Source organism: Adlercreutzia agrestimuris (assembly GCF_943193125.1).
Taxonomy (GTDB): domain Bacteria; phylum Actinomycetota; class Coriobacteriia; order Coriobacteriales; family Eggerthellaceae; genus Xiamenia; species Xiamenia agrestimuris.
This window is the reverse complement of sequence record NZ_CALPCX010000001.1, coordinates 227,587-249,761: the sequence shown is the minus strand read 5'-3', so window position 1 is coordinate 249,761 and position 22,175 is coordinate 227,587. Positions and strand designations below refer to the sequence as shown.

Below are 22,175 nucleotides of genomic sequence, written 5' to 3'. Positions count from 1 at the left end.
AGGCGGTGTTTTCCGAGCAGGATACATGCGTGAAAGGTAGTAGAAGCATTATGGCACAGCAGCAGCCTGGGGTAGTCGAAACGGCAAGTCCAGCACAGCACCCATCAATGGCGCAAAAGCCAGACAAAGTTACTCGCATGGGGTCTGCGTCTATTCCTAAACTCATCGTAGAATTTGCTGTTCCTTCCATTTTGGGAATGCTTGTTAATGGCGCTTATAACCTGATTGACTCAATCTTTTTGGGTAATGCCATGGGTGAAATTGGCCTTTCAACTGCTACGGTGGCAATGCCTATCATGACTGTATTTATGGCAATTGCTATGTTGGTGGGCAATGGTGGCAATGCGCTTGCCGCGCTTCGGATGGGCGAAGGTAATCGTGAAGAAGCTAATCGCTCCCTGGGAAATACCGTAACGCTTTCGCTTATGTTTGCGGTTGCGGTGATTCTTGTTGCGCATATTCCCGCAACGGTGAGTGGCTTGCTGACTGTTTCAGGTGCTACTGCTGAGAATTGGGTTTATGCACAAGAATTCATCCAAATCATCTCAGTTGGCTTTATTTTTCAGTGCATTGGCATGGGTGTGAACAACTTTATTCGCACTACGGGGGCGCCAAATCGCGCGCTGTTAACTATGGTGATTGGTGCTATATCATGTACAGCATTTAACTATCTGTTTGTGATGGTGCTTGGATGGGGAGTGCGAGGAAGCGCATTCGCCACCATTTGTGGTCAGGCAATTTCATGTGCCACGGTATTGTATTACTTTATCTTCACCAAAAACGTTCCCATGAAGCTCAGGCTCGTTTATATGCGACCAAAAGCTCACACTGTGGGTATGATTTTGTCGCTTGGGCTGGCAAGCTTTGCGGTGCAGGCTGGCATGGCTGTTGTGAACTTTGTTCTCAATAATCTGCTTAATTTGTATGGTGGTCAGAGCATTTATGGTGCAGAAGGTGCATTGGCGTCTATTGGTGTTGTCCAACGCGTTTCAATGTTCTCCGTACTACCTCTTATTGGTATGTCTATTGCCTTGCAGCCGCTTTTGGGTTTCAACTATGGCGCGAAGCTCTATCCACGCGTTCGAAAAACACTGTGGTGCGGCATTGCTGGTGCTACGGGTATCGCGGTGATTTTATGGGCAACAATTCATCTGTTCCCGAATACTATTGTGGGATTCTTTGGCATGACTGACGACAATCTGCGCAGTTTCACCTGCTTTGCTTTGCAAATTCAATTGGCAATGCTGCCCTTTATTGGTTTTCAGATTGTTGGTGCGAACTATTTCCAGGCAACAGGTCAGCCTCTTAAGTCAATCTTTTTATCGCTTACGCGTCAGATTTTATTTCTCGTTCCGTTATTGGTTATTTTTCCTCATATCCTGCCTGCATTACCGTGGCATCTTGATGGCCTTGATGCTCTCTATTTTGCCACGCCTGCGGCTGACTTCCTTTCAATTTTCACCACACTCATATTCATTGCGCTGGAGATGAGACGCCTGCGCAAGCTTCAGAGTGGCGAAAATACCTGTAAGTTTTGAGGGAGAGAAGAGGAACTATGAAAGAAGAAGTGAAAACGACGCTGAATCCAGCGGAAGTAAAAGCAAAACCAGTCTCAAAAACGCGCTTTGTTGTCTTTGTGGGTCTCTGCATTGCCATTATGGCGGTGTCGGCATGGGTGGTTATTCCCTTTGGTCCGATACCCTTTACGCTGCAGATATTCGCAGTCGCGTTTGCTATTTTGGTATTGCCTCCAAAACAGTGTATGGCCGCTGTGGGCGGGTATCTTTTGTTGGGAGCTATTGGCGTTCCGGTGTTTTCGGGAATGCGCGGCGGCATTGGTGTGCTGGCAGGTCCGACAGGAGGTTATCTGTGGGGGTATTTAATCGGCGCGGCCGTGGCGCTGCTCTTTTTGTGGGCGGCAAAAAAGCTGCTGGAAGACACGTCAAAGAAATCGCATGTCAAGGGCATACTTATTGATATTATTGCCGCGCTTTTGTATGTAGCGGTTGCGTATGTCTGTGGCTGGGCGCAGTATATGGTTGTGTCAGGAGTGAGCGCTGAAGCTGCATTTTTGGCCACCGTTGCACCCTTTGTAGTGGTGGATATTGTTAAGGTTGTAGCTGCGGCATTTTGCGCGCGCGGCGTGCGTTTGGCTGTTCCAGAACGCTAGTTTTACACCCTGTTTATGTGGTAAAAGCGTTTTTAACTAAGACGCTTTGCATTTCACCAAAAGCGCCCCTTTATGGGGCGCTTTTGCGTATCTTTATAAACAACAAGCAGAATATGTATGGCTTGAAAGAGGGTCGTTATGCCTCATACAACACAGCACCAGAGGTTAAACCAGCGCCAAATGCAACCATAATCACCTTGTCACCAGGAGAAATCTTACCACTGTCATATGCATCAGAGAGCGTCATAGGTACACAGGCTGCCGAAGAATTCCCACGATGCTCAATGGAAATCTGGAAGCGATCAAGGCTCAAGCCCAGCTTTTTTGCAGCGTATTTAATGATGCGCTCGTTTGCCTGATGAGGGACGATAAGCGCGATATCGTCTAAGGTAAGTTCAGCGCGATTGAGTACTTCAAGTACAGCATTGGTCAGAGCATTTCCCGCAAACTTAAATACTTTTTGACCATCCATGCGAATGGATTGACGCGGCTCGCCAGCAGCAACGCCTTCAATTACACCAAGTTCTTCGTCAATACGGTCAAGAGATGCATCGGCAAGAAGTGCAGCAGGATCTTGTATGGCTATTTCATTCACACCGTTTTGATCAAAAACAAAGGACGAGTCAAAGGATGCTGGACATACTAAAGAGTTCGTGGTGTCATCATCATTTTTAATGTAGCTGCTGATAATGCCTGGTGCATCATCGCGCCATTCCACTACTACAGCGCCAGCGCCATCGCCAAAAAGAACGCAGGTGTTACGGTCTTGCCAATTGGTGATGCGCGAGAGGCGCTCAGCGCCAACAACAAGTGCGCGGTGGTAATGGTTGCGACCTGATGCGCCAGCAACGTGAGCCTGCGAAGCAGCCATAAGTGCTTCGGCCACGGTAAGGCTATAGACGAAGCCTGAGCAGGCAGCATTAAGATCAAACGACACGGCGTTGACAAGACCAAGACGACGGCGAAGCAAGGCAGCTGAACTGGGCAAAAGAGCATCGGGGGTAAGCGTTGCAAAAAGTACAAGATCAATATCTTCGGGCGCAAAAGCGCTTTGTTGCTCAAATCCTGGTAGCGCGCCTTCCCAGCCGAGAGCTTGACGAGCTGCTGTTTCAGCTAAATCAAGCGAAGATTCTTCAATTGAAATGCGCCGTGATCGAATGCCAGTGCGTGTGCTAATCCATTCGTCACTTGTATCTACCAGAGTTGCTAACTCGTCATTGGTGACATCAAGTGCGGGGAGTCCTTTTCCGCATCCAACAATGCAACATCCCATTACTGTGCCTTCTTTCATAGGGAGGGGAATTTATTTTGATTGTCTAAGTAATTAAGTATACCAAACTACTCATACTTAAATGGAGGTCGGTTGGCTGGTACACGAAAACCCCCGACACATGGTCGGGGGTTAGTGAGTCAGAGTACGTTGTGAATGCTTTATGCCTTAAAGCGATAGCCGTAACCGCGAACTGTTTCAACTAATGCAGGATCATAGCCAGCGGACTCAATTTTGTCACGCAAACGCTTGATGTGCGTATCAACCGTCTTGGTTTCAGTGAGATATTCCCATCCCCATGCATCGCGAAGCAAGTCTTCACGAGAGACAACCTTGCCAGCGTTTTTCATAAGGCTTGCTAAAAGCTCAAACTCACGCGGCGTCAGTTCAATTTCGCCATGTTCGCCTGTAGCGGTATGGGCGTCTTCGTCAAGGGTGATATTGCTTGCGGTTACCGCATGGCTTGCGCCGGGGAAATCTCCACCAGATCCACGACGAAGCAATGCTCGTACACGTGCAATCAGTTCGCGTACGCCAAAAGGCTTTGCCAGGTAGTCATCTCCACCAATTTCTAGGCCGACAACCTTATCAAGCTCTGTGTCACGTGCTGACAAAAAGAGAACTGGAACGGTGGTCTTAGAGCGAAGACGACGACATAATTCATACCCATCCATGCCAGGAAGCATAATGTCTAGGATGAATAAGTCGTAAGAGTTTTTGCTGGCTAAAGCGAGGGCATCTTCTCCGTTGTCGACAACATCACTAAAGAAACCTTCTTTTTTCAGTGCGTAACTTACGAACTCCGTGATTGAGGGCTCATCGTCAACAACAAGGATGCGATGTGGGGTTTCGTTCATAGTATGCCTTCCTTCTGCACATGTCCTGTGCACTGTTGGCGGGAAGCACGTTAGGAGAGTTACGTACGACTATCCCGTTTTATATGCAGCTTTTAGGGTAACACAAAAAGTGCTTTTTGCTACTATAATATGTGCAAAACAGTTGTCTAATTTAGGAACATACAGAATATGCTGCTTGCTGTTGATGTAGGGAATACTCAAACCGTGATAGGTGTTTTTAGGGGCGAAGAGCTCTGTCACCGCTGGCGTTTTGCTACCAACAAAAGTCATACTGGAGATGACTTGCGGGTCAAACTTATGGCGCTTTTAAACGGAGAAGGCATCTCGTTTGACCAGTTAGGCGGTATGGCGCTTGCCTCGGTTGTTCCGCACCTGACCGATGCATGGGATGAGGTGTCATATTCTCTGACCAAAACTCCCGCGCTTGTTTGTACGGCGCAGACTGCTGGAGAGCTTTTTTCTACCAATTACCCGCGTCCTTCAGAGATTGGTTCTGATCGCATTGCTGATGCAGTTGCTGCGCGCGCAAGCTACGGAGCTCCTGTGATAGTGGTTGACTTTGGTACGGCAACAAATATTGAGGTAATTGACGAACAGGGTTCTTTTTGCGGCGGCGTTATTGCACCGGGCCTTGAGACTGCTGCACATGCACTCTTTAACCAGGCGAGCATGCTAGCGGGCATTCATTTTGTTGACCCTGAAACCGCTATTGGCACCAATACCGCACAAGCGTTACAGATTGGTATTTTGTATGGCGAAGCAGATCGTGCTGATGGATTGATTCGTCGTGTGTTTGATCAGCTGGGATACACCGCTCCTGTCATTGCGACAGGGGGTCTGTCCGTGCGCATTGCTCCTCACTCCCAAACTATTACCCAGGTTGACCGGAATCTGACACTTTTAGGACTTCGTCTGGTCTTTGAGCACAATTTAGCCGCAACCGCAAACGCCTAAGGTTTTGCCATGTATACTGGTGTTTCTGCGTTGAAGAGACATCTTTGATGGTAACCGCATTGCAGGTGCGCTTTACTGCGTGCTCATGCTATGTTGAAACACTCTTCTTCGCATATTAATTATTTGGGAATCAACAAGAAGGAGAGTGAGGGCCCGACATGTTAACTGACATTGAAATTGCCCAAGCAACAACCCCCAAGCACATTACTGAGATTGCTGAGGTGGCCGGTGTGCCAGAGTCATATTTGGAAATGTATGGCTCAAATAAGGCTAAGGTTGACTATAACCTGCTTGTTGATCAGCCTCATGAACCAGGCAAACTCATTCTGGTCACCGCCATTAATCCTACGCCTGCGGGTGAAGGCAAAACTACCACTACTGTTGGTTTGGCAGATGCGTTATCGCTGTTAGGCAAAAATGTGGTAGTGGCATTGCGCGAACCATCTTTGGGTCCGGTTTTCGGTGTGAAAGGCGGCGCCGCAGGAGGCGGATATGCCCAGGTCATTCCTATGGAAGACATCAATTTGCACTTTACGGGAGACTTCCATGCAATTGGTGCTGCTAATAATCTTTTGGCGGCAATGCTTGACAACCACATTCAGCAAGGAAATGAGCTTGGCATTGATGTTCGCAAGATTACGTGGAAACGCGTGGTTGATATGAACGATCGCCAGCTTCGCAATGTGGTTGATGGTCTGGGAGGCAAAGCTCATGGCGTCCCGCGCGAAGATGGTTTTGATATTACGGTTGCTAGTGAAATTATGGCAATCTTTTGCTTGGCAACGTCAATTTCTGATCTCAAAGAGCGCTTGGCGCGCATCGTTGTTGGCTATACCTACGACGATAAACCGGTAACCGCAGGTGATCTTAATGCGCAGGGTGCCATGACGGCGCTGCTCAAAGATGCGCTTAAGCCAAATTTGGTGCAAACTCTTGAAGGCACGCCGGCGTTTGTGCATGGTGGTCCTTTCGCTAACATTGCGCATGGTTGCAACTCTATTATGGCAACGCGCATGGCCATGGCGCTTGGTGATTATTGTGTGACCGAGGCTGGCTTCGGTGCTGATCTGGGTGCTGAGAAATTCTTGGATATCAAGTGCCGTTTGGCTGGATTGAATCCAGATGCGGTTGTAGTAGTAGCAACAGTTCGTGCGCTGAAAAACCATGGTGGCGTGGCGAAGGCTGATTTAAATGACGAGAATCTTGAGGCGCTTGACGCTGGCTTACCCAATTTGTTGCAGCATGTAGAAAACATCACGCAGGTGTATAAGCTGCCGTGTGTAGTAGCCATCAATCGCTTCCCAACCGATACTGAGGCAGAGTTGCAGCTTGTTGAAAAACGCTGCCGCGAACTGGGTGTTAACGTTGCTTTGTCCGAGGTTTGGGCAAAGGGCGGCGAAGGCGGAGTAGCGCTTGCTGAAGAGGTTGTGCGCCTGTGTGAGCAGCCTCATGATTTTACGCTCGCATATACTGACGATATGTCGCTTGCTGAGAAGATAGAGGCAATTGCGCAGAAAATTTATCATGCTGACGGCGTTGATTTTGAACCGAAAGCGGCTGCTGAAATTGCTAACCTGGAAAAGCTTGGGTTTGGTCATATGCCAGTATGTATGGCAAAGACCCAGTACAGCTTCTCCGACGACGCGAAGCTTCTTGGTGCACCGCGCAACTTCCGGATTGTAGTGCGCAATGTAAAAGTTTCAGCAGGTGCGGGCTTTGTGGTGGCGCTGACGGGCAACATTATGACTATGCCGGGCTTACCGAAGGTGCCTGCAGCTGAGCGCATTGATGTTGACGACACTGGCAAGATCAGCGGTTTGTTCTAGCAGCAGACAAGACAAACCAGGTGGGCGCGCTTTTAGAGAGGCGCGCCCTTATTTTTAAGAAATCGGAGGATGTCTTATGGACACGCGATTCATTGAGTCCCTAGCAAGCGCAGATCCCACTCCTGGTGGTGGTGGCGCAAGCGCATATGTGGGTGTTTTGGCATCCTCGCTTGCTTCTATGGTGGGTAACCTTACGATCGGAAAAAAGTCATATGCCCAGGTGGAAGCAGATGTATATATTACGTTGGAAAAACTTGCGGTACTTCGCGAGCGTTTGCTTGAATTGATTGATGAAGATGCGCGAGCCTTCGAACCATTGGCCGCAGCTTATAAGATGCCCAAGGACACACCGCAGGATCGCGTGGCGAAAAACGATGCGTTGCAGGCGGCGCTGATTGGGGCGTGTGATGTGCCGCTTGAGATCATGCAACGTGTAGCTGATGTAGTTGAGCAAACCACCTTTTTGGCGTACAACGGCTCTCGCATGGCGCTGTCTGACGTGGGCGTTGCGGTGGCTTTTGCTCGTGCCGCTTCTGATGGGGCATCGCTCAATATTTTCATTAACGCTAAGTCTATGGATGACGAAACAAAGGCAAACTGGTATCGCGATGAGGCTGCAATTTTGGCTGCAAACACCCGCGCAGCTTGTGATGAGCTCTTCGCCTATGTTAAAGATGAAATCTCTTAATGATCAGGGATAGGAAGTTTCATGGCTGAGGTGCTAAAAGGAAAACCTGTTGTTGATGCAATGGCTCGCGACTTAGAGTTGCGTGTTGCGCGTTTGCGTGAACAGAACGTCAAACCCACCCTTGCAATCGTGCGTGTGGGACAGCGTCCTGACGACCTATCCTATGAGCGCACTGCGCTCAAACGCGCTGAATCGCTCGGGATTGATGTGCGTTCGGTTGTGCTTGACGAGACAACATGTACCGAACAGCTTGCGGAGGCTATTGAAGCCATTAATAAAGATGTAACTATTCATGGTTGCTTGCTTTTTCGTCCGCTTCCTCCCTTTATTGATGAGAATGCAATTTGTGATTTGCTCGTGCCCGAAAAGGACATTGATGGCATTACGCGTGCTTCGTTGGCCTCAGTGTTTGTCGGTCAGGGTGTTGGATATGCGCCTGCAACAGCAGCGGCGGTTATGCGGATGCTTGATTATTACGAGGTGCCGCTTAATGGTGCGCACGTCGTGGTTGTTGGGCGCAGTTTGGTCATTGGTAAGCCAGTGGCGCAGCTTTTACTTGCGCGCCATGCTACGGTAACAACGTGTCATTCACGCACTGCTGATTTGCCCGAGCTGATGCGTGCGGCCGATGTGGTAGTGTGTGCTACAGGGCGAGCTCGCGGCTATGGCAAGGAGTGCTTCAGCGCTGGTCAGGTAGTTATTGACGTGGGCATCAATTTTGATGACGAAGGCAACCTTTGTGGCGACGTGGATTTTGACGCCGTTGAGCCTGTGGTGGGAGCCATCACGCCGGTGCCGGGTGGCATTGGGTCGGTGACCACATCTACGACTATGGCCCATGTGGTTGAAGCGGCGGAGCGTGCAGCTGGTCTTTGGTAGTGCGCTGAATTATTGAGGCAGGCATCAAAACGCAGCGTGCTGTATGTCTGAAGACTGCCGCATGAGACGAAAAGAGTTTCCGTGCTTTTTTCGCATATGAAACCGATGGTTTGATGCCGTGGTATGATAGACGTATGGGAAGCAGTCTGACATATACGCGTAAAACGACATCGCCGGAATCTACAAAACAGCTGGCGGCAACGTTAGTCCCGTATCTGCACGAAGGTGATACCATTGTGCTCTCAGGAGATCTTGGCGCAGGTAAGACGCAGTTTGTGCAGGGATTAGCTTTGGCGTTGGGTATTCGCGATGCCATTGTCTCGCCGACATTTAATATCTTGCTTGCTTATCAAGGCACACCTGATGGGTTGCCCCTGTATCATTTTGATCTTTATCGGCTTGACGACCCTGAACAACTTGAAGACATCGGGTTTTACGAAACGATTGATGGCGACAGCGTGTCAGTGATTGAATGGGGCGAAAAGTTCCTTGACTCTATGCCGTATTCATATTTGGATATTGCTATTGCTCGTAGTCAAGATGAGGACAACGATCGCAAGATTACGGTACGCGCGATAGGTGATCGTGCGCGACAGCTGTTGCACGTTTGGGCAACGGATTCAAAGTCACGCCTAATGAAAGCATAGGAAATTGCATATGACGTACGTGAATACGGAAACGGCCGATCCGGTCGTTTTGGCATTTGACACGGCAAACGAAGTGATTGCGCTGGGTGTGGGTCGCTTAAATCGTGTCACACGTGAGATTTGCGTGGTGGCATCAGTGGAAGTGGCTGCTCACCGCGCGTCAAATACAAAGTTGCTGCCTTGTATTGATGAAACTTTGCGTGAGTGTGGCATTTCGCGTGACGAGATAGCTTGTGTTTGCGTTGGTCGTGGTCCAGGATCGTTTACAGGCGTGCGCATTGCTATGGCAACAGCAAAAGGTATTGCTTCTGCCTTGGGTGTCGCACTCATTGGCGTTTCAACACTTGATGCGGTGGCGTGGCAAGGTTGGGCATCGGGGCTTCGCGGATCTGTTGCGGTGGTGGCTGACGCCATGCGTAAGGAAGTCTATCCTGTTCGGTATATGCTGCAAGATACAACTGCCAACGAATCCGCAGTTCAGCGACTTGAAGCTGACCGAGTGGTGAAGGCTGAGCTTGCAGCCAGTGAGTTGGCAGGAGACGAAGGCGCTAACTTATTGGGTGCGCCGCCTTTGGAGACAGCTGCAGGAAGTGCGCTTATCCTTATGGGTGACGGTCTCAAAAAATATGCAGAGTTGTTTTTGCCGTGCGGGCAGTTCGCTGAAGAGCAGCTTTGGACGCCAACAGGTCGTGGTTTGTTGCTTGCACTTCAGGCTGCGTGGCGCTCAGGTGAGGCTGACCCCTTTGATGTTGCGCGGCACAATCCCGCTTATGCATTGCCGGTCTACACCAGATTGTCGGACGCTGAAGAGAATGAGCGCATTCGTCTGGCGAAAAATGATCCGCGTAATTTGACAACAGGCGTCAATGATGTTGCTGAGGCAAGCCTTCGCCGTGATCAGCGAGCCACTATGCATGACAGCGCCGTGCTTAACGCTCGTGCTGATGCATCGGGGGTGACTTATAAGCCGCTGGATGCGGCTCACGCCGGCGAGGTGGCAGCGCTTGAGCGCGAGATTATGGGCACAGATGCCTGGTCAGAAGCGCTGGTTATGGACGAATTGCCGCGCCCCGATCGCGTGTGGTGGGCAGCTTATACCGATGATGCTCTTGGTGGCGCGCCTGCGGGTCAGACTCTTGTGGGTTATGCGGGCGGATGGATTGTTGACGGGCAGGTACAGATTCTTAAGGTTGGCGTGGCGCCAGAGGCACGTCGCCGCGGAATTGCGCGCGAGCTTTTAGCGCGCGTGGCAGCGGATGCACGAGATTTGGGCGCACAGGAGTGCAGCTTAGAGGTGCGGGCGGCAAATGCTGGTGCGCAGTCGTTGTACGAGGCGCTTGGTTTTCACGCACTTGGGACACGACCTCGCTACTATTCAGATGGCGAAGATGCCCTGATTATGCAAGGTCCGTTGCCGATTGCATCTCACGACGTAGCAGGCATGGAGCTGCAAATTGATGCAGCACGTGCAACGCAAGTGACTGATGAGCGTGATATTGCTGCAGACGCGAAGGGCGGCAATACGCTCTCTTGTGCTGAGGTATCCGCATACAAAAATGAGGGCACAAAAAAGCCTTCACCACGAATTCTTGCAATTGAGTCGTCGTGTGACGAAACTGCTGCAGCCCTCGTGGATGGAGCAGGCGAGTTGCTGTCTGATGTGGTGGCATCGCAAATTGACTTTCACGCACGTTTTGGTGGCGTGGTGCCTGAGATTGCTAGTCGCAAACACATTGAAGCCATCTGTGGCGTTTGTGATGAATGCCTTGAGCAGGCGCGCATGAACTGGGAAAACATTGATGCTGTAGCAGTGACGTATGCGCCGGGTTTGGTGGGCGCGCTGGTAGTGGGTGTAGCATTTGGTAAAGGTGCAGCATGGGCGCTTGAGGTGCCCTTCATTGGCGTGCATCATTTAGAAGGCCACCTCTATGCCAATAAAATTGGAGCTCCGGATTTTGCGCCGCCTGCGGTGGTGTCGTTGGTTTCCGGTGGCAATACGATGTTGGTATACATGCGAGACTGGGGTGATTATGAAACCCTGGGCTCAACTATTGATGATGCCGTAGGTGAAGCGTTTGATAAGGTGGCGAAGGCGCTTGGTCTGGGATATCCCGGCGGACCTATTATTTCGCGCGAAGCGGCAAAGGGTGACCCTGATGCTATTGCTTTTCCGCGTGCCATGATGCATTCAGGAGATCTACGCTTTTCGCTCTCGGGTCTTAAAACGGCAGTGGTCACTTATATCAACAACGAACGAGCTGCTGGTCATACCCTCAATATTCCCGATATTTGTGCAAGTTTTCAGCAGGCTGTTGTGGATGTACAGGTTAAAAAAGCAACTGATGCGCTCAAGCAAACGGGTGCGAAGACGTTTTGTCTTGGGGGTGGCGTTGCGGCAAATCCGCGACTTCGCCAAGCATATGAGGAAATGTGTGAGCGTTTGGGAGTTCGTCTTATCATGCCGCCACTGTCGGCGTGTGGTGACAATGCGGGCATGATTGCACTGGTAGCGCTTGATCGGTATGCGCAAGAGCGCTTCTTTGGTCTTGACGCAGATGCTTATGCTCATGCTAATTTGGATGAACCCTACTAAGTGTCGTAAAGCTTGATCTGCCTGCAAAAATGCAAGACCCCCCGCAACGGGTGAGGGTGATGGTGCTAGGCTATAAGCCATCGGACGGCCGATTTTTGTGCGTTCTGAGCTGAATCGTAAGATTAATGCTGTGGCGGAGGGGTAATGCAAGCATTTGACGTATTTATTAACATCCCATTTGTAGTAAAGCCTGCTCAGGGTATTGACAGCGGGGTTTTAAGCGGCGTGAATCCGGCTATTAAGCGTGCGTATGTGGATGCCATTTTGTGCGATATCGAGAGTTTTGCCGAGGAGTCTGCTGTGTGGGAGATTCGGTCACTCACGTTGGGTGGCGGCACGGTCAGCTCGTTTTCGCCAGAGGATTTTCGGCGACTTATGTTGGGGCTGAAGCGCCTTTTGCCTCTTTCGCCCACTACGTCGGTGTTTGCAACGGCTGACCCGGCCGGATTGACGGTGGGGCACACCAATGAGCTGCGGGCATGCGGGGTGCCGCAGGTAATGATGCGCTATTTTACTGCCGATGTGCGCGAAGCTGCTGTGTTGGGTGTTCGCTCGCCTGAAGCTGAGATGGGCAAAACTGACATTCTCCTTGAGCAAGCAAGCATCACGCGTTTAGGGATGAAGATTGCTGTTGGTATTGCAGGACAGACGCCTGAAACGCTGCTTCGTACCCTTCGACTGGCAAACCGAGCTGGCGTGGAGCGCTTTGAATTAATTTGCGTGAATCAAGAGCGTGATGCAGAGTTATTTGATGTGGCTGTAACTTGGTTGGTTGAGCATGGTTTTGACCGCGTGACCACGTATGATTTCGTAAAGCCTGGTGGCGAAAATCCGCTCATTGTGAATTGGTATCATGCGGCAACGGGTGATGAGCCTGTCTGCGGACGCCTAGCGTTTGGATGTGCAACACTTTCGGTGGACGAAGAGATGATGTGGTCGACGATTGGGGATGTGGATACCTATATTCGTCATCCCGGTGAATATGAGGTAATAACAGAAAGCGTGTTAGAACTTACCGAATCCGTGCGACAAAAACAACGCGAATTAGATCGTGTATATCGTGGTGGTGCTGACGGATTATTTTTGTAGTCTTGCCGGCATGCGTCCGTTGCACATGAGGCGGTGATGCACCCCAGGTGCGAGCGTTGTGCTGTCGTGCCTGGGGTGCAGGTGGTTGTGTTTAGACTTCTTCGTGATCAGCGTTGTATTTGATCTTGCCAACTGCCTGTTCGTATTCGCGGACAAATTGGGTGCCTTCATGGTTGCCGAACAGATTGATATTTTTCTTGAGCTCATGTGCGAACTGCTTGGGCGGCCATTCGCGATATGACTTGTCGTTGCCATCCTCTTTTTCAACAGCCTCTGCCCATGCGACAGCTTTTTCCTTTGCATGCTCAAGCGCTGAGGGAACTTCGCCTTCAGCTTCTAAACGCTTCATTTCGCGAACAACGCGTTCTTGCAGTTCAATTACATGCTGATATTGCTCTCTATGCGACATGGTATGCCTCCTTTAGCCACGGGTTTTGATGCGGGTTGCCTGATGCAACACTTTCTATACTAGAGTTCTGCGTGCCAGAAGGCGGTTCGCAATGTGTCAATTATGCCGAACTGTAGAGGTCATGATACGTGCCTGCTAACAAAGGAGCGTGTGATGTTATACAAAGACCCCGCGACGAGGGGAGGGTTGTCGCGGGGTCGGAGGGTGTAGCAAGAAAATGCTGCACGACTCTTTGTGGAGGGGAGTAAAGCTTGTTGCCTAAATGGCCTACATGGGCGGACCACCCTGTGGTTGGTTGGCGCGCTGTTCTGCCAGCTCAGCAAGCTTTGCGGCGTACTCATCAGCATAAGCTTTATCGGCTTCAAGGTTCTGGGCGATGTGTTCGCCAGTGCAGTAACCTTGCGTGATTGCTATACCAACTGAATTGCCAGCCAGTGCGGTGTGATACTGGATTGCATAGCGACCACCAGCGGTGTTGCCACATGCGTACAAGCCCTTGATGATGCTGTCATCAACGCGGCGAACCTGCTGATTATCGTTCACGAGAACACCTGACATTTGCACCATACCAGAAGCAACGCGTCCTTTGTCCGCAGTTCCAGCCATACCAAAGAAAGGTGGCGTATCAAGAGGCGTCATGAGCGATTCATCGCGACCCCAGTCAGTATCTTTGCCGGCTGCGCACATCTCGTTGTAGTGAGCAATTTCGTCAAGCAATCCTTGCTTTGCTTCGCCTTCATATCCAAGAATGTCAGCCAATTCTTCAAGCGTTTCTGCGGCATACATCTTTGACTTATTCATGCCAAAGCCGGTAAAGCCATAGACCTCAAAGCCATCGGGACCAGTGGTGTAGTTTTCCATGCACTCTTTTACCAGATCCCACTCACGAGCGCAGGTGGTTGAGGACATGTTGTGTTCGTAGCCTTGATTCATGATGTTTTCTTCCCACTTGCCATCAGCAATGGTGCACATCATGTCGCCACGAGGACGGCGGGCGAAGAACCCTTGGCCGCCGAATTGCAGCTGCGAGTCGTTATAGAAGCGCTTGCCATCCGGACCAAAGACCGGGTAATTGCCAATAGCGGTCAGGCCAGGGGCGCCCATGCCGTTACCGAAGTTCATGGCAGCGCGAGGGCCAGGCTCCATGACGCCACCTGCCCAGCAAGCAAGCTTGTGACCCATGCCGTCTTGACCCATGCCCATGAAGCTTGAAGGATCAGAGGTGTCAATGTCGGAAGTTTCTGCTAGTTGGCGAACCTCATCATTGAGAGCAAGTACCATCTCGCCATTACCTGAGAAGTCGCCGCATGCCAGCAAAACGGCGTCGGCATTTACGCGGACAATGCCCTCCGGACCTTCGCCATAAGCACCGCATACGCTACCTTCTTCATCCTGAATCAGTACAAGAGCTGAGGTAGAGAAGAGCCATTCTGCACCAAGCTCTTGGGATTTTTCAATGCTGTAGCGCATAATGGGACCCCAAGCTGGTTGGTTTTCGCCATTACCAAGCTTGTTGTTGAAGTCACGGTGAGAAACCGTACCCGGGAATGAAGTGTAGCCAGAGTGGTTGACGGCAACGCGATTACGGCCGTTGGGGAAACTATAAAGCACCTGGTACTCGTCAAGTTCTTCCTGCGGAGCAAGCTCGCAAATCCAATCGTATGCTTCACCGGAGCGCGTTGCATACATTTTTGCAACGGAGGGCATCGTGCGGCAGTAGCTGCGCAGTTGCCACTCGTTGAGGACCTGCATTTCGTCTACTGCTTCTGCGCCTGTGTTGAGATAGGTTTGCGAATTGATTGTTCCAACGTCGCAACCGATGGGTGCCCACGTGTCTTCAGGTTGCTTCTCCATTACAACAACCTTCATACCAAGCTCGGCTGCACGGCGAGCGGCGGGTAGGCCGCTTTCGCCGCCACCAATAACGAGAAGTTCGGTGTCAATGGTGTTTACGACATCTGCTTCGTCAATGACAGGGGCATCGCCAAGCCATGCAGGGTTGCCAGATGCTGAGGTGCCCGTACCGGTAGCAGCAAGATCTTCGGCGTTTTGTGCGTCACCGCTTGCAGTGGGCGCGCAACCGGCAATCATAGATGTTGCCGCTGCGCCCACGCCAGCAAGTGCAGCGCCCTTGAGGAATGAGCGGCGAGATACGCCCTTCGTTGATTGTTTCATGAACCCTCCTGAGGTCATTCTCCCTTGCGACAGTCAAGCTCTCTCGTAACTTGTTGGTTGCTGTCGCCTTTCGCTGCTCAAGATAGCTTGAAAGGGGTAACCACAAACGGGTGGTTTTGTAAAAATCGCTTGTCATCAGCGCAAAAAGGGCGTAATTTGATTTCATAGCACGTTTCGGGGAAGGGAGGGAACCGTGACGCAAAGCATGTCAGTTTCGCGTGCTATCTTGACTATAGTGGGCTTTGGCCTCTTTTTTGCCTGGCAAAATGCGGCGGTTTCGTTTCTCTTTCCGTCTTCGGCGGGTATGAGTTTTTCACCACTGGCAGCAGGCGATGTGAGCGCTAGTTTATTGCTTGTCTTCTGCCTAGTGTCATACAAACAAGATCGCGCAGCATTTTCGCCTACATGGATGCTTGGACTTGGTGCGCTTGCGGTAGTGATAAGCACAATTGCCATTGTGTTGCTCTCGCGAACGCTTTTGCCGCTTTGGGGAATCTATCTTGCGGCTCTTGTGGTGGGTTTTTCGGTTTCTGCTCTTGCCTATGTTTGGGCAACCGCTCTTGCTAACTATAGCCGAAGCGATGCTTTGTGCTGCGCATGCGCAGGCATGCTCGTGGGCATTTTTGTTGACTACTTGCTCATGAACGGTGCAGAGCTGGGTATTCCGGTTTTAGTATCGTTGTCAGGTGTTGGGTCGCTTGCTTGTTTTGTTGGCAGCATGCGAAAAGTGTCACTGGAATCAAGTCCCTTACTTATTCGTCCAAGGCACCCTTCAGAGTTTGCGAAGTTGGCGGCAGGTATTGCATTATTCGCCATTGCGCTTGGCATTGTTGCGGGAACAACTGCGGATGGTTGCACCGAAGACAACATGCGCACCATTAACGAGAGCACTGCAATAGTGGGCATGGTTGTTTGTTTGGTTCTTGTGGTAGTGCTTGTAATTGGTCGCAAGCGCATACAAACTTTGACGCTGCTAAAAGGCTTTGCGGTGTTTGTACTGGCGGTTATTCTGCTTAATATTGTGTGGCTTGATCTGGCCTCTGTATGGTTGTCGGCAACACTTTTTGCATGGCAGATGCTCAAAGTTTTCGTACTTTTAGTACTCGTGGGCACGCATCGTCGTGCCATCGTTTCGCTTTCGTTTTTGTTTCCGGCGGCTTGGACAGTGCTTGATGTGGGACACGCCATCGGTGTTGTTATTGGGCAGGTGCTCATTCCGCTCGGTGGCAATAATGCTCAGTCGCTTATGAACAGCGTGGTACTGGTTGCTTTTCTTGTTGCTATAGCTGCCATTTTGCTGCTCAGTAATAAGGTGGTTTGGGAAGCGGCTGGAACAAGCAGCGTTTCTGGTGAAGTAGGTGTGGGCGGCATTGCTTTAGGGGCAACACCGCAGGCAAAGCAAAGCTCCGCAATTGCTACAACCTCTCCGCAAGAGCATGAACAGGATGCCGAGGCGTCGGATCAAACGCCCGACCCTCATGCGGCACGCTGTGCTGAGCTTGCATACCGCTATCGTCTAACGGAGCGCGAGAGTGAAGTATTTCGCTATTTAGCGCAAGGACATACGCGTGCAAGCATTGCAAAGCGCCTCTTCGTTTCTGAAAACACCGTACGTGAGCACGTGAAGAGCATTTATAAGAAGCTGCATATTCATTCAAAGCAGCAGCTCATTGATATGGTTGATAAGTCCGCATCGTAAGATCGGTGTTTCGCAATCTCATCTTTATACAATCTTAATACTCACCTTAAAACCTTAATGGGGCATTTATGCGTGTCGCCGTATGCTGATCCCGTCAGATGAAAGGCAGGCAACCATGTCATTTCTTACGGGTTTTGTTGGTGCGGCAGGATTGGCTTGTGCGGTGTATCTGCTGGTCGTTTTGTTGCATGGCGGCGATGGTCGCTAGTCTAAGACGTCGCGAGATACGCATGTAAGGTGGTGCAAAATGATGGATTTAGCGCAAAATACCACGGTACAAGCCTGGTTTGGCTGCGCAATTGTGTTGGCGTTAGCGCTTGCGTGCGGTTATGCGCTTAGCGGATATCTCAACCGTGTTATGGCAGGTGAGCGCACGGGTATTGGCCGTGTATTGCAACCAGTTGAACGGGTGATTTACCGAGTGCTTGGAACAAACCCGCAGCGTTCAATGTCATGGAAACGCTATTTGCTTTGCGTTATTGCATTTTCGGTCGTGTCCTTGATTGGATTGTTTGCCATTCTTATGTTGCAAGGTGTCTTACCCGGCAACCCTGAGCATCTTCCGTCATTGAGCTGGGATCTTGCGCTCAACACAGCTGCAAGTTATGTAGCCAATGCTAATTGGCAGGCCTATAGTGGCGAACAAACCTTAAGCTACTTGTCACAAGCTGTTGGCTTGACGGTTCAAAATGTCGTAACGCCCGCTGTAGGAATTGCTGTTGTGTATGCGCTTTTTCGTGGCATGGTAACTGACGATGATGACGAAGGTCGCGTGGGCAACTTCTGGGCGGATGCAACCCGAGCGGTGCTTTATGTGTTATTGCCGTTGTGCTTGGTAGTTACACTTGTCAACGTAAGTCAAGGTGTTCCGCAGACTTTTGATGAGTATCAGTCAGTAACTTTGCTTGAGCCGCTTTCTCTTGACGATGAAACTATTGCAAGCGAAAGCGCCGCAACAGCGCAAGAGGATTCCTCCGATGACGCTGCGGATGAGGATGAAATCACGCAGCTTGCACTGCCGCTCGGTCCGATTGCAAGTCAGGTTGCACCTAAGCAGCTCGGCAGCAATGGTGGTGGTTATATGGGAGCAAATGGTGCAAGCATCCTTGAAAACCCAACACCGCTTTCAAACGTTGTTCAAAGCGCGTCTATTATTGTGATTCCTATTGCACTGGTGTTTGCGTTTGGTCGTTTTGTGGGCAATCGCAAGCAAGGCTATGTCATCTTAGGTGTCATGTTGGTGCTCTTTGTGGCTGCCTTAGCTATTGTTGGTATCTCAGAACAAGCTGCAACACCAGCGCTTACTCAAGATGGCGCAGTATATACCGGTGGTACGAATCAATCTGCTGGCAATATGGAAGGTAAAGAAACGCGCTTTGGCGTCCAAAGCTCGGCGTTCTGGACAATGCTTGCAACGGGAACCTCAAATGGTTCTGCCAATTCGTCACTTGTTGCAATGACTCCACTTACCACGCTGGTCTCTTTGGTGCTCATGGGCATGGGCGAGGTTGTTTTTGGTGGCGTCGGCTCAGGCTTGTGTTCCATGCTATGCTTCGCCATTCTCACGGTTTTTGTGGCTGGTCTTATGGTTGGTCGTACACCCGAGTATATGGGTAAAAAGATTGGGCCGTCTGAAATGCGAATGGCTGCTTTGGTAACTATTACAACGCCTATTTTGGCGCTGGTAGCCGCTGCTTTAATGGCGCTTGATCCGCAAACAGCGCAAGAGCTAAATGTGCAAGGTCCCCTCGGCTTTACGCAGGTACTTTATGCAGCTATCTCTACTGCTGCGGCAAACGGCTCGGCGCTTTCTGGCTTTGAGGTTAACACGGAATTTTTGAACACACTGTTGGCGTTTGTCATGCTGGCAAGCCGCTTTATCCCGCTTGCTTGCGTGCTTTTGCTGGCGGGAAGCTTGGCAAAGCGTGCGCACGTGGCAACAAGTGCTGGCACGATGGCAACCGATAGTGTGCTCTTTGGTGCATTGTTGCTGCTGATCATTATTGTCGTTGGTGCTTTGGCGCTCTTCCCCGCGCTAGCGTTAGGTCCTGTTGCAGGTCAGCTGCAGATGTTAGGTTAGATTTGGTGGTATCAAGATGATGTCGAAACAAACAATCTCTGCGCCTGCAGCTCCTGAAGTGGCACCGCGCAGTGCAACATGGGACGCAATTCGTCAGTCGTTTGTTAAGCTCAATCCGCGTTTGCAAACGGCTAACCCGGTCATGTTTATGGTGTATCTGTCTGCCATTATGACCACTATCTTGCTTGTTTGTGCGTTGGTTGGCATAACGGGAACAAATCCAATCTTTGTCGCAAGTGTGTGCGTGGTGCTGTGGTTAAGTGTTCTCTTTGCAAACTTCGCCGAAGCTTTAGCACAAGGGCGCGGTAAAGCTCAGGCGGATTCGCTGCGTGCTGCAAAGCGAGACGTGGTGGCGCATAAAATCACGCAGGCTGACATGGCGCGCGGCATGCACGAGGAAGATCCTGTACGATTTTTTATGGAACAAGCGCAAGAAATTGACTCGTCTACGCTTAAGAAAAAGGACATCTTCTTTGTGGCTGCGGGCGAACAAATACCTGCTGATGGTGAAGTTTTGAAAGGTGCTGCATCAGTTGATGAGAGTGCTATCACCGGCGAGTCGGCACCTGTTATTCGCGAATCAGGTGGAGATCGTTCATCGGTTACCGGTGGCACAACGCTGCTTTCTGATTGGCTGGTTGTTGAGGTTAGCGCTGAAGCGGGCAACAGTTTTCTTGATCAAATGATTGCCATGGTTGAGAGTGCTGCGCGCAAAAAGACTCCTAACGAGGCTGCGTTAGAGGTCTTGCTTGTTGCCTTGACGTTGGTATTTTTGACAGTTGCCATGGCGCTTTATGCGTTTAGCTCTTTCAGCGTGGCAGGAGAGGGTACTCATGCAAATCCTCTGACTCTGACCTCGTTGGTTGCACTGTTTGTATGCTTGGCGCCTACGACCATTGGCGCGTTGCTTTCCGCTATCGGCATTGCTGGTATGAGCCGCTTGAACAAGGCAAACGTGCTGGCAATGAGCGGTAGAGCTGTTGAGGCGGCGGGCGACGTTGATGTGTTGCTTCTTGATAAAACGGGCACCATTACTCTTGGTAACCGCCAAGCCGTTGCTTTTATTGCCGTTGATGGTGCAACCGAGCGTGATGTTGCTGAGGCCGCCCAGCTTTCAAGTCTTACTGATGAGACGCCGGAAGGCCGCAGCGTTGTGGCACTTGCACAAGAGCTCTATGGCTTAGGTGATAAAACGGTTGAAAACGATGGCACCATGGAGTTTATTCCCTTTTCCGCTACGACGCGCATGAGTGGCGTGAACTATCACGATCACGAGATTCGCAAAGGTGCAGCTGATGCAGTATGCGCTTACGTTGAAGCAGCGGGCGGTGTGTATTCGGCAGCTTGCAAGCGCGCGGTTGAAGATATCTCACGTGCAGGTGGAACACCGCTTTTGGTTGCTCGTGATGGTGAAATCATTGGTGTGATTGACCTGCGTGACGTTATCAAGCAAGGCATCAAAGAGAACTTCACCGACCTTCGTCGTATGGGTATCAAGACCGTTATGGTCACCGGTGATAACCCCATGACAGCAGCGGCTATAGCTGCGCAAGCTGGTGTGGATGACTTCATTGCTGAAGCAACGCCCGCTACTAAACTTGCTGCTATTGAGCGCTATCAGCGTGAAGGCCATATGGTTGCTATGACTGGTGATGGCACCAACGATGCCCCTGCGCTTGCCCAAGCTGATGTGGCTGTTGCCATGAATAGCGGCACGCAAGCTGCCAAAGAGGCTGGCAACATGGTGGATCTTGATTCTGACCCCACCAAGCTCATTGAGGTAGTGCGCATTGGCAAGCAACTTCTTATGACGCGCGGGGCCTTAACCACGTTTTCTATTGCCAATGATATGGCAAAATACTTCGCTATTATTCCGGCGCTGTTTGTCCCGCTCTTTCCTGAGATTGAGCTGCTCAACGTCATGCATCTCACCAATCCGCAAACAGCAATTCTGGCGGCAGTTATCTATAACGCGTTTATTATCGTTGCGCTTATTCCGCTTGCATTGCGCGGAGTGAAATATCGCGAAGTTCCTGCTTCAAAGCTCTTGTCGCGCAACTTGGCAGTATATGGCGTAGGTGGTTTGGTTTTGCCATTTGTGTGCATCAAGCTTCTTGATATGCTGCTTGCCGCAGTGGGTCTGTTTTAGATGTGAGAAAGGTTCTGGTTCAAATGCGTGAAGTTAATGTTGCCGTCATTTCTCGCAAGGCAAAAGTATGGGGTCGTGCCGTGGCTTTCTTCGTCATTATGACGATTGTAGTGGGCGGGGTGTACCTGGGAATATCTACGCTTATAGCGCAAGTTGCTCTGCCCTCACAAGCAAATGGAAGTGTGATTGAGGGATCAGATGGCAAGTTATATTCCACTATGATTGGTCAACCGTTCTCTGATGAGCGACATATGTGGGGTCGTCCGATGAATCCCGAAGTATTAACTGATGCTGATGGTCAGCCCATAACGGATGCTCAGGGCAATGAAATGCTTTGGTCGGCTCCTGATTCGCTTTCTGTAGCAAGTGATGAATTTGCTTCGGTGGTAGCTGCCCGCGTGGATGCTGTGCGAGCAGCGCATCCGGAACACGGCGATGAGCCTGTGCCAAGTGATTTGGTGACATGCTCGGGAAGCGGTTACGATCCTGAGATTTCTTTGGCTGCTGCGCGCTATCAAATTGAGCGCTTGGCTCGCACTACCGGACTAAGCGAACAAGAGATTAATGACATTGTGGCAACGTGCACCCAACGTCCTGTTTTCGGTTTGTTTGGAACACCGCGCGTCAACGTGGTGAAGGTCAATTTGATGCTGGACGGTGTGATATTATGACCGCAATTCTAAGAATTTC

17 protein-coding genes are annotated in these 22,175 nt (G+C 50.7%); 13 read left to right on the top strand and 4 right to left on the bottom strand.

The window, feature by feature from the left end:
* Nucleotides 1-50: 50 nt before the first annotated feature.
* Both NFR28_RS01040 and NFR28_RS01035 read left to right on the top strand, forming a co-directional pair.
* Nucleotides 51-1,538 carry an MATE family efflux transporter gene (locus NFR28_RS01040; protein ID WP_420840392.1) on the top strand — a complete coding sequence of 496 codons (1,488 nt, stop codon included), beginning with the start codon at nt 51-53 and terminating at the stop codon, nt 1,536-1,538.
* Between the two features lie 17 nt (nt 1,539-1,555).
* Complete coding sequence (locus tag NFR28_RS01035) at nt 1,556-2,170, top strand: biotin transporter BioY (RefSeq protein ID WP_251177983.1); 615 nt, start codon at nt 1,556-1,558, stop codon at nt 2,168-2,170.
* Nucleotides 2,171-2,306: 136 nt separating this feature from the next.
* Here NFR28_RS01035 and NFR28_RS01030 read toward each other — a convergent pair whose 3' ends face one another.
* Together NFR28_RS01030 and NFR28_RS01025 are read right to left on the bottom strand one after the other, a co-directional pair.
* Nucleotides 2,307-3,443: a beta-ketoacyl-ACP synthase III gene (locus tag NFR28_RS01030; RefSeq protein WP_251177982.1), complete on the bottom strand. Its 1,137-nt coding sequence runs from the start codon at nt 3,441-3,443 to the stop codon at nt 2,307-2,309.
* A 158-nt stretch (nt 3,444-3,601) separates the two neighbouring features.
* Nucleotides 3,602-4,297, bottom strand: coding sequence for a response regulator transcription factor (locus NFR28_RS01025; RefSeq protein WP_251177981.1), 696 nt, complete (start codon nt 4,295-4,297; stop codon nt 3,602-3,604).
* A 168-nt stretch (nt 4,298-4,465) separates the two neighbouring features.
* On the opposite strand from NFR28_RS01025, the gene NFR28_RS01020 reads away from it, so the two are divergent.
* From NFR28_RS01020 to NFR28_RS00990, 7 genes are all read left to right on the top strand, one after another.
* A complete protein-coding gene (locus NFR28_RS01020; protein WP_251177980.1) occupies nt 4,466-5,251 on the top strand; it encodes a type III pantothenate kinase in 786 nt (261 codons plus the stop codon).
* A 158-nt stretch (nt 5,252-5,409) separates the two neighbouring features.
* The gene (locus tag NFR28_RS01015; RefSeq protein ID WP_251177979.1) at nt 5,410-7,077 is read left to right on the top strand and encodes a formate--tetrahydrofolate ligase; all 1,668 of its coding nucleotides are present in this window, start codon (nt 5,410-5,412) and stop codon (nt 7,075-7,077) included.
* Nucleotides 7,078-7,153: 76 nt separating this feature from the next.
* On the top strand, nt 7,154-7,765 hold the full coding sequence (locus tag NFR28_RS01010; RefSeq protein ID WP_251177978.1) for a cyclodeaminase/cyclohydrolase family protein: 612 nt from the start codon (nt 7,154-7,156) through the stop codon (nt 7,763-7,765).
* A gap of 21 nt (nt 7,766-7,786) precedes the next feature.
* Entirely contained in the window at nt 7,787-8,644 is an 858-nt protein-coding gene (locus NFR28_RS01005) for a bifunctional 5,10-methylenetetrahydrofolate dehydrogenase/5,10-methenyltetrahydrofolate cyclohydrolase (protein WP_251177977.1), read from the top strand.
* A gap of 134 nt (nt 8,645-8,778) precedes the next feature.
* Nucleotides 8,779-9,291, top strand: a complete 513-nt coding sequence (gene tsaE / locus NFR28_RS01000) for a tRNA (adenosine(37)-N6)-threonylcarbamoyltransferase complex ATPase subunit type 1 TsaE (protein ID WP_251177976.1) — start codon at nt 8,779-8,781, stop codon at nt 9,289-9,291.
* 10 nt (nt 9,292-9,301) lie between these two features.
* Entirely contained in the window at nt 9,302-11,884 is a 2,583-nt protein-coding gene (tsaD, locus tag NFR28_RS00995) for a tRNA (adenosine(37)-N6)-threonylcarbamoyltransferase complex transferase subunit TsaD (RefSeq protein ID WP_251177975.1), read from the top strand.
* 144 nt (nt 11,885-12,028) lie between these two features.
* Complete coding sequence (locus NFR28_RS00990; RefSeq protein ID WP_251177974.1) at nt 12,029-12,973, top strand: hypothetical protein; 945 nt, start codon at nt 12,029-12,031, stop codon at nt 12,971-12,973.
* A gap of 91 nt (nt 12,974-13,064) precedes the next feature.
* Here NFR28_RS00990 and NFR28_RS00985 read toward each other — a convergent pair whose 3' ends face one another.
* Both NFR28_RS00985 and NFR28_RS00980 read right to left on the bottom strand, forming a co-directional pair.
* The gene (locus NFR28_RS00985) at nt 13,065-13,382 is read right to left on the bottom strand and encodes a hypothetical protein (RefSeq protein ID WP_251177973.1); all 318 of its coding nucleotides are present in this window, start codon (nt 13,380-13,382) and stop codon (nt 13,065-13,067) included.
* 267 nt (nt 13,383-13,649) lie between these two features.
* The gene (locus NFR28_RS00980) at nt 13,650-15,557 is read right to left on the bottom strand and encodes an FAD-binding protein (protein WP_251177972.1); all 1,908 of its coding nucleotides are present in this window, start codon (nt 15,555-15,557) and stop codon (nt 13,650-13,652) included.
* A 193-nt stretch (nt 15,558-15,750) separates the two neighbouring features.
* Between NFR28_RS00980 and NFR28_RS00975 the strand changes: the two genes are divergently transcribed.
* From NFR28_RS00975 to NFR28_RS00960, 4 genes are all read left to right on the top strand, one after another.
* Complete coding sequence (locus NFR28_RS00975) at nt 15,751-17,256, top strand: helix-turn-helix domain-containing protein (RefSeq protein ID WP_251177971.1); 1,506 nt, start codon at nt 15,751-15,753, stop codon at nt 17,254-17,256.
* 247 nt (nt 17,257-17,503) lie between these two features.
* Nucleotides 17,504-19,336: a potassium-transporting ATPase subunit KdpA gene (locus NFR28_RS00970; RefSeq protein WP_251177970.1), complete on the top strand. Its 1,833-nt coding sequence runs from the start codon at nt 17,504-17,506 to the stop codon at nt 19,334-19,336.
* Nucleotides 19,337-19,352: 16 nt separating this feature from the next.
* The gene (gene kdpB, locus NFR28_RS00965) at nt 19,353-21,485 is read left to right on the top strand and encodes a potassium-transporting ATPase subunit KdpB (RefSeq protein WP_251177969.1); all 2,133 of its coding nucleotides are present in this window, start codon (nt 19,353-19,355) and stop codon (nt 21,483-21,485) included.
* A gap of 23 nt (nt 21,486-21,508) precedes the next feature.
* Complete coding sequence (locus NFR28_RS00960; protein ID WP_251177968.1) at nt 21,509-22,156, top strand: potassium-transporting ATPase subunit C; 648 nt, start codon at nt 21,509-21,511, stop codon at nt 22,154-22,156.
* Nucleotides 22,157-22,175: the final 19 nt, after the last annotated feature.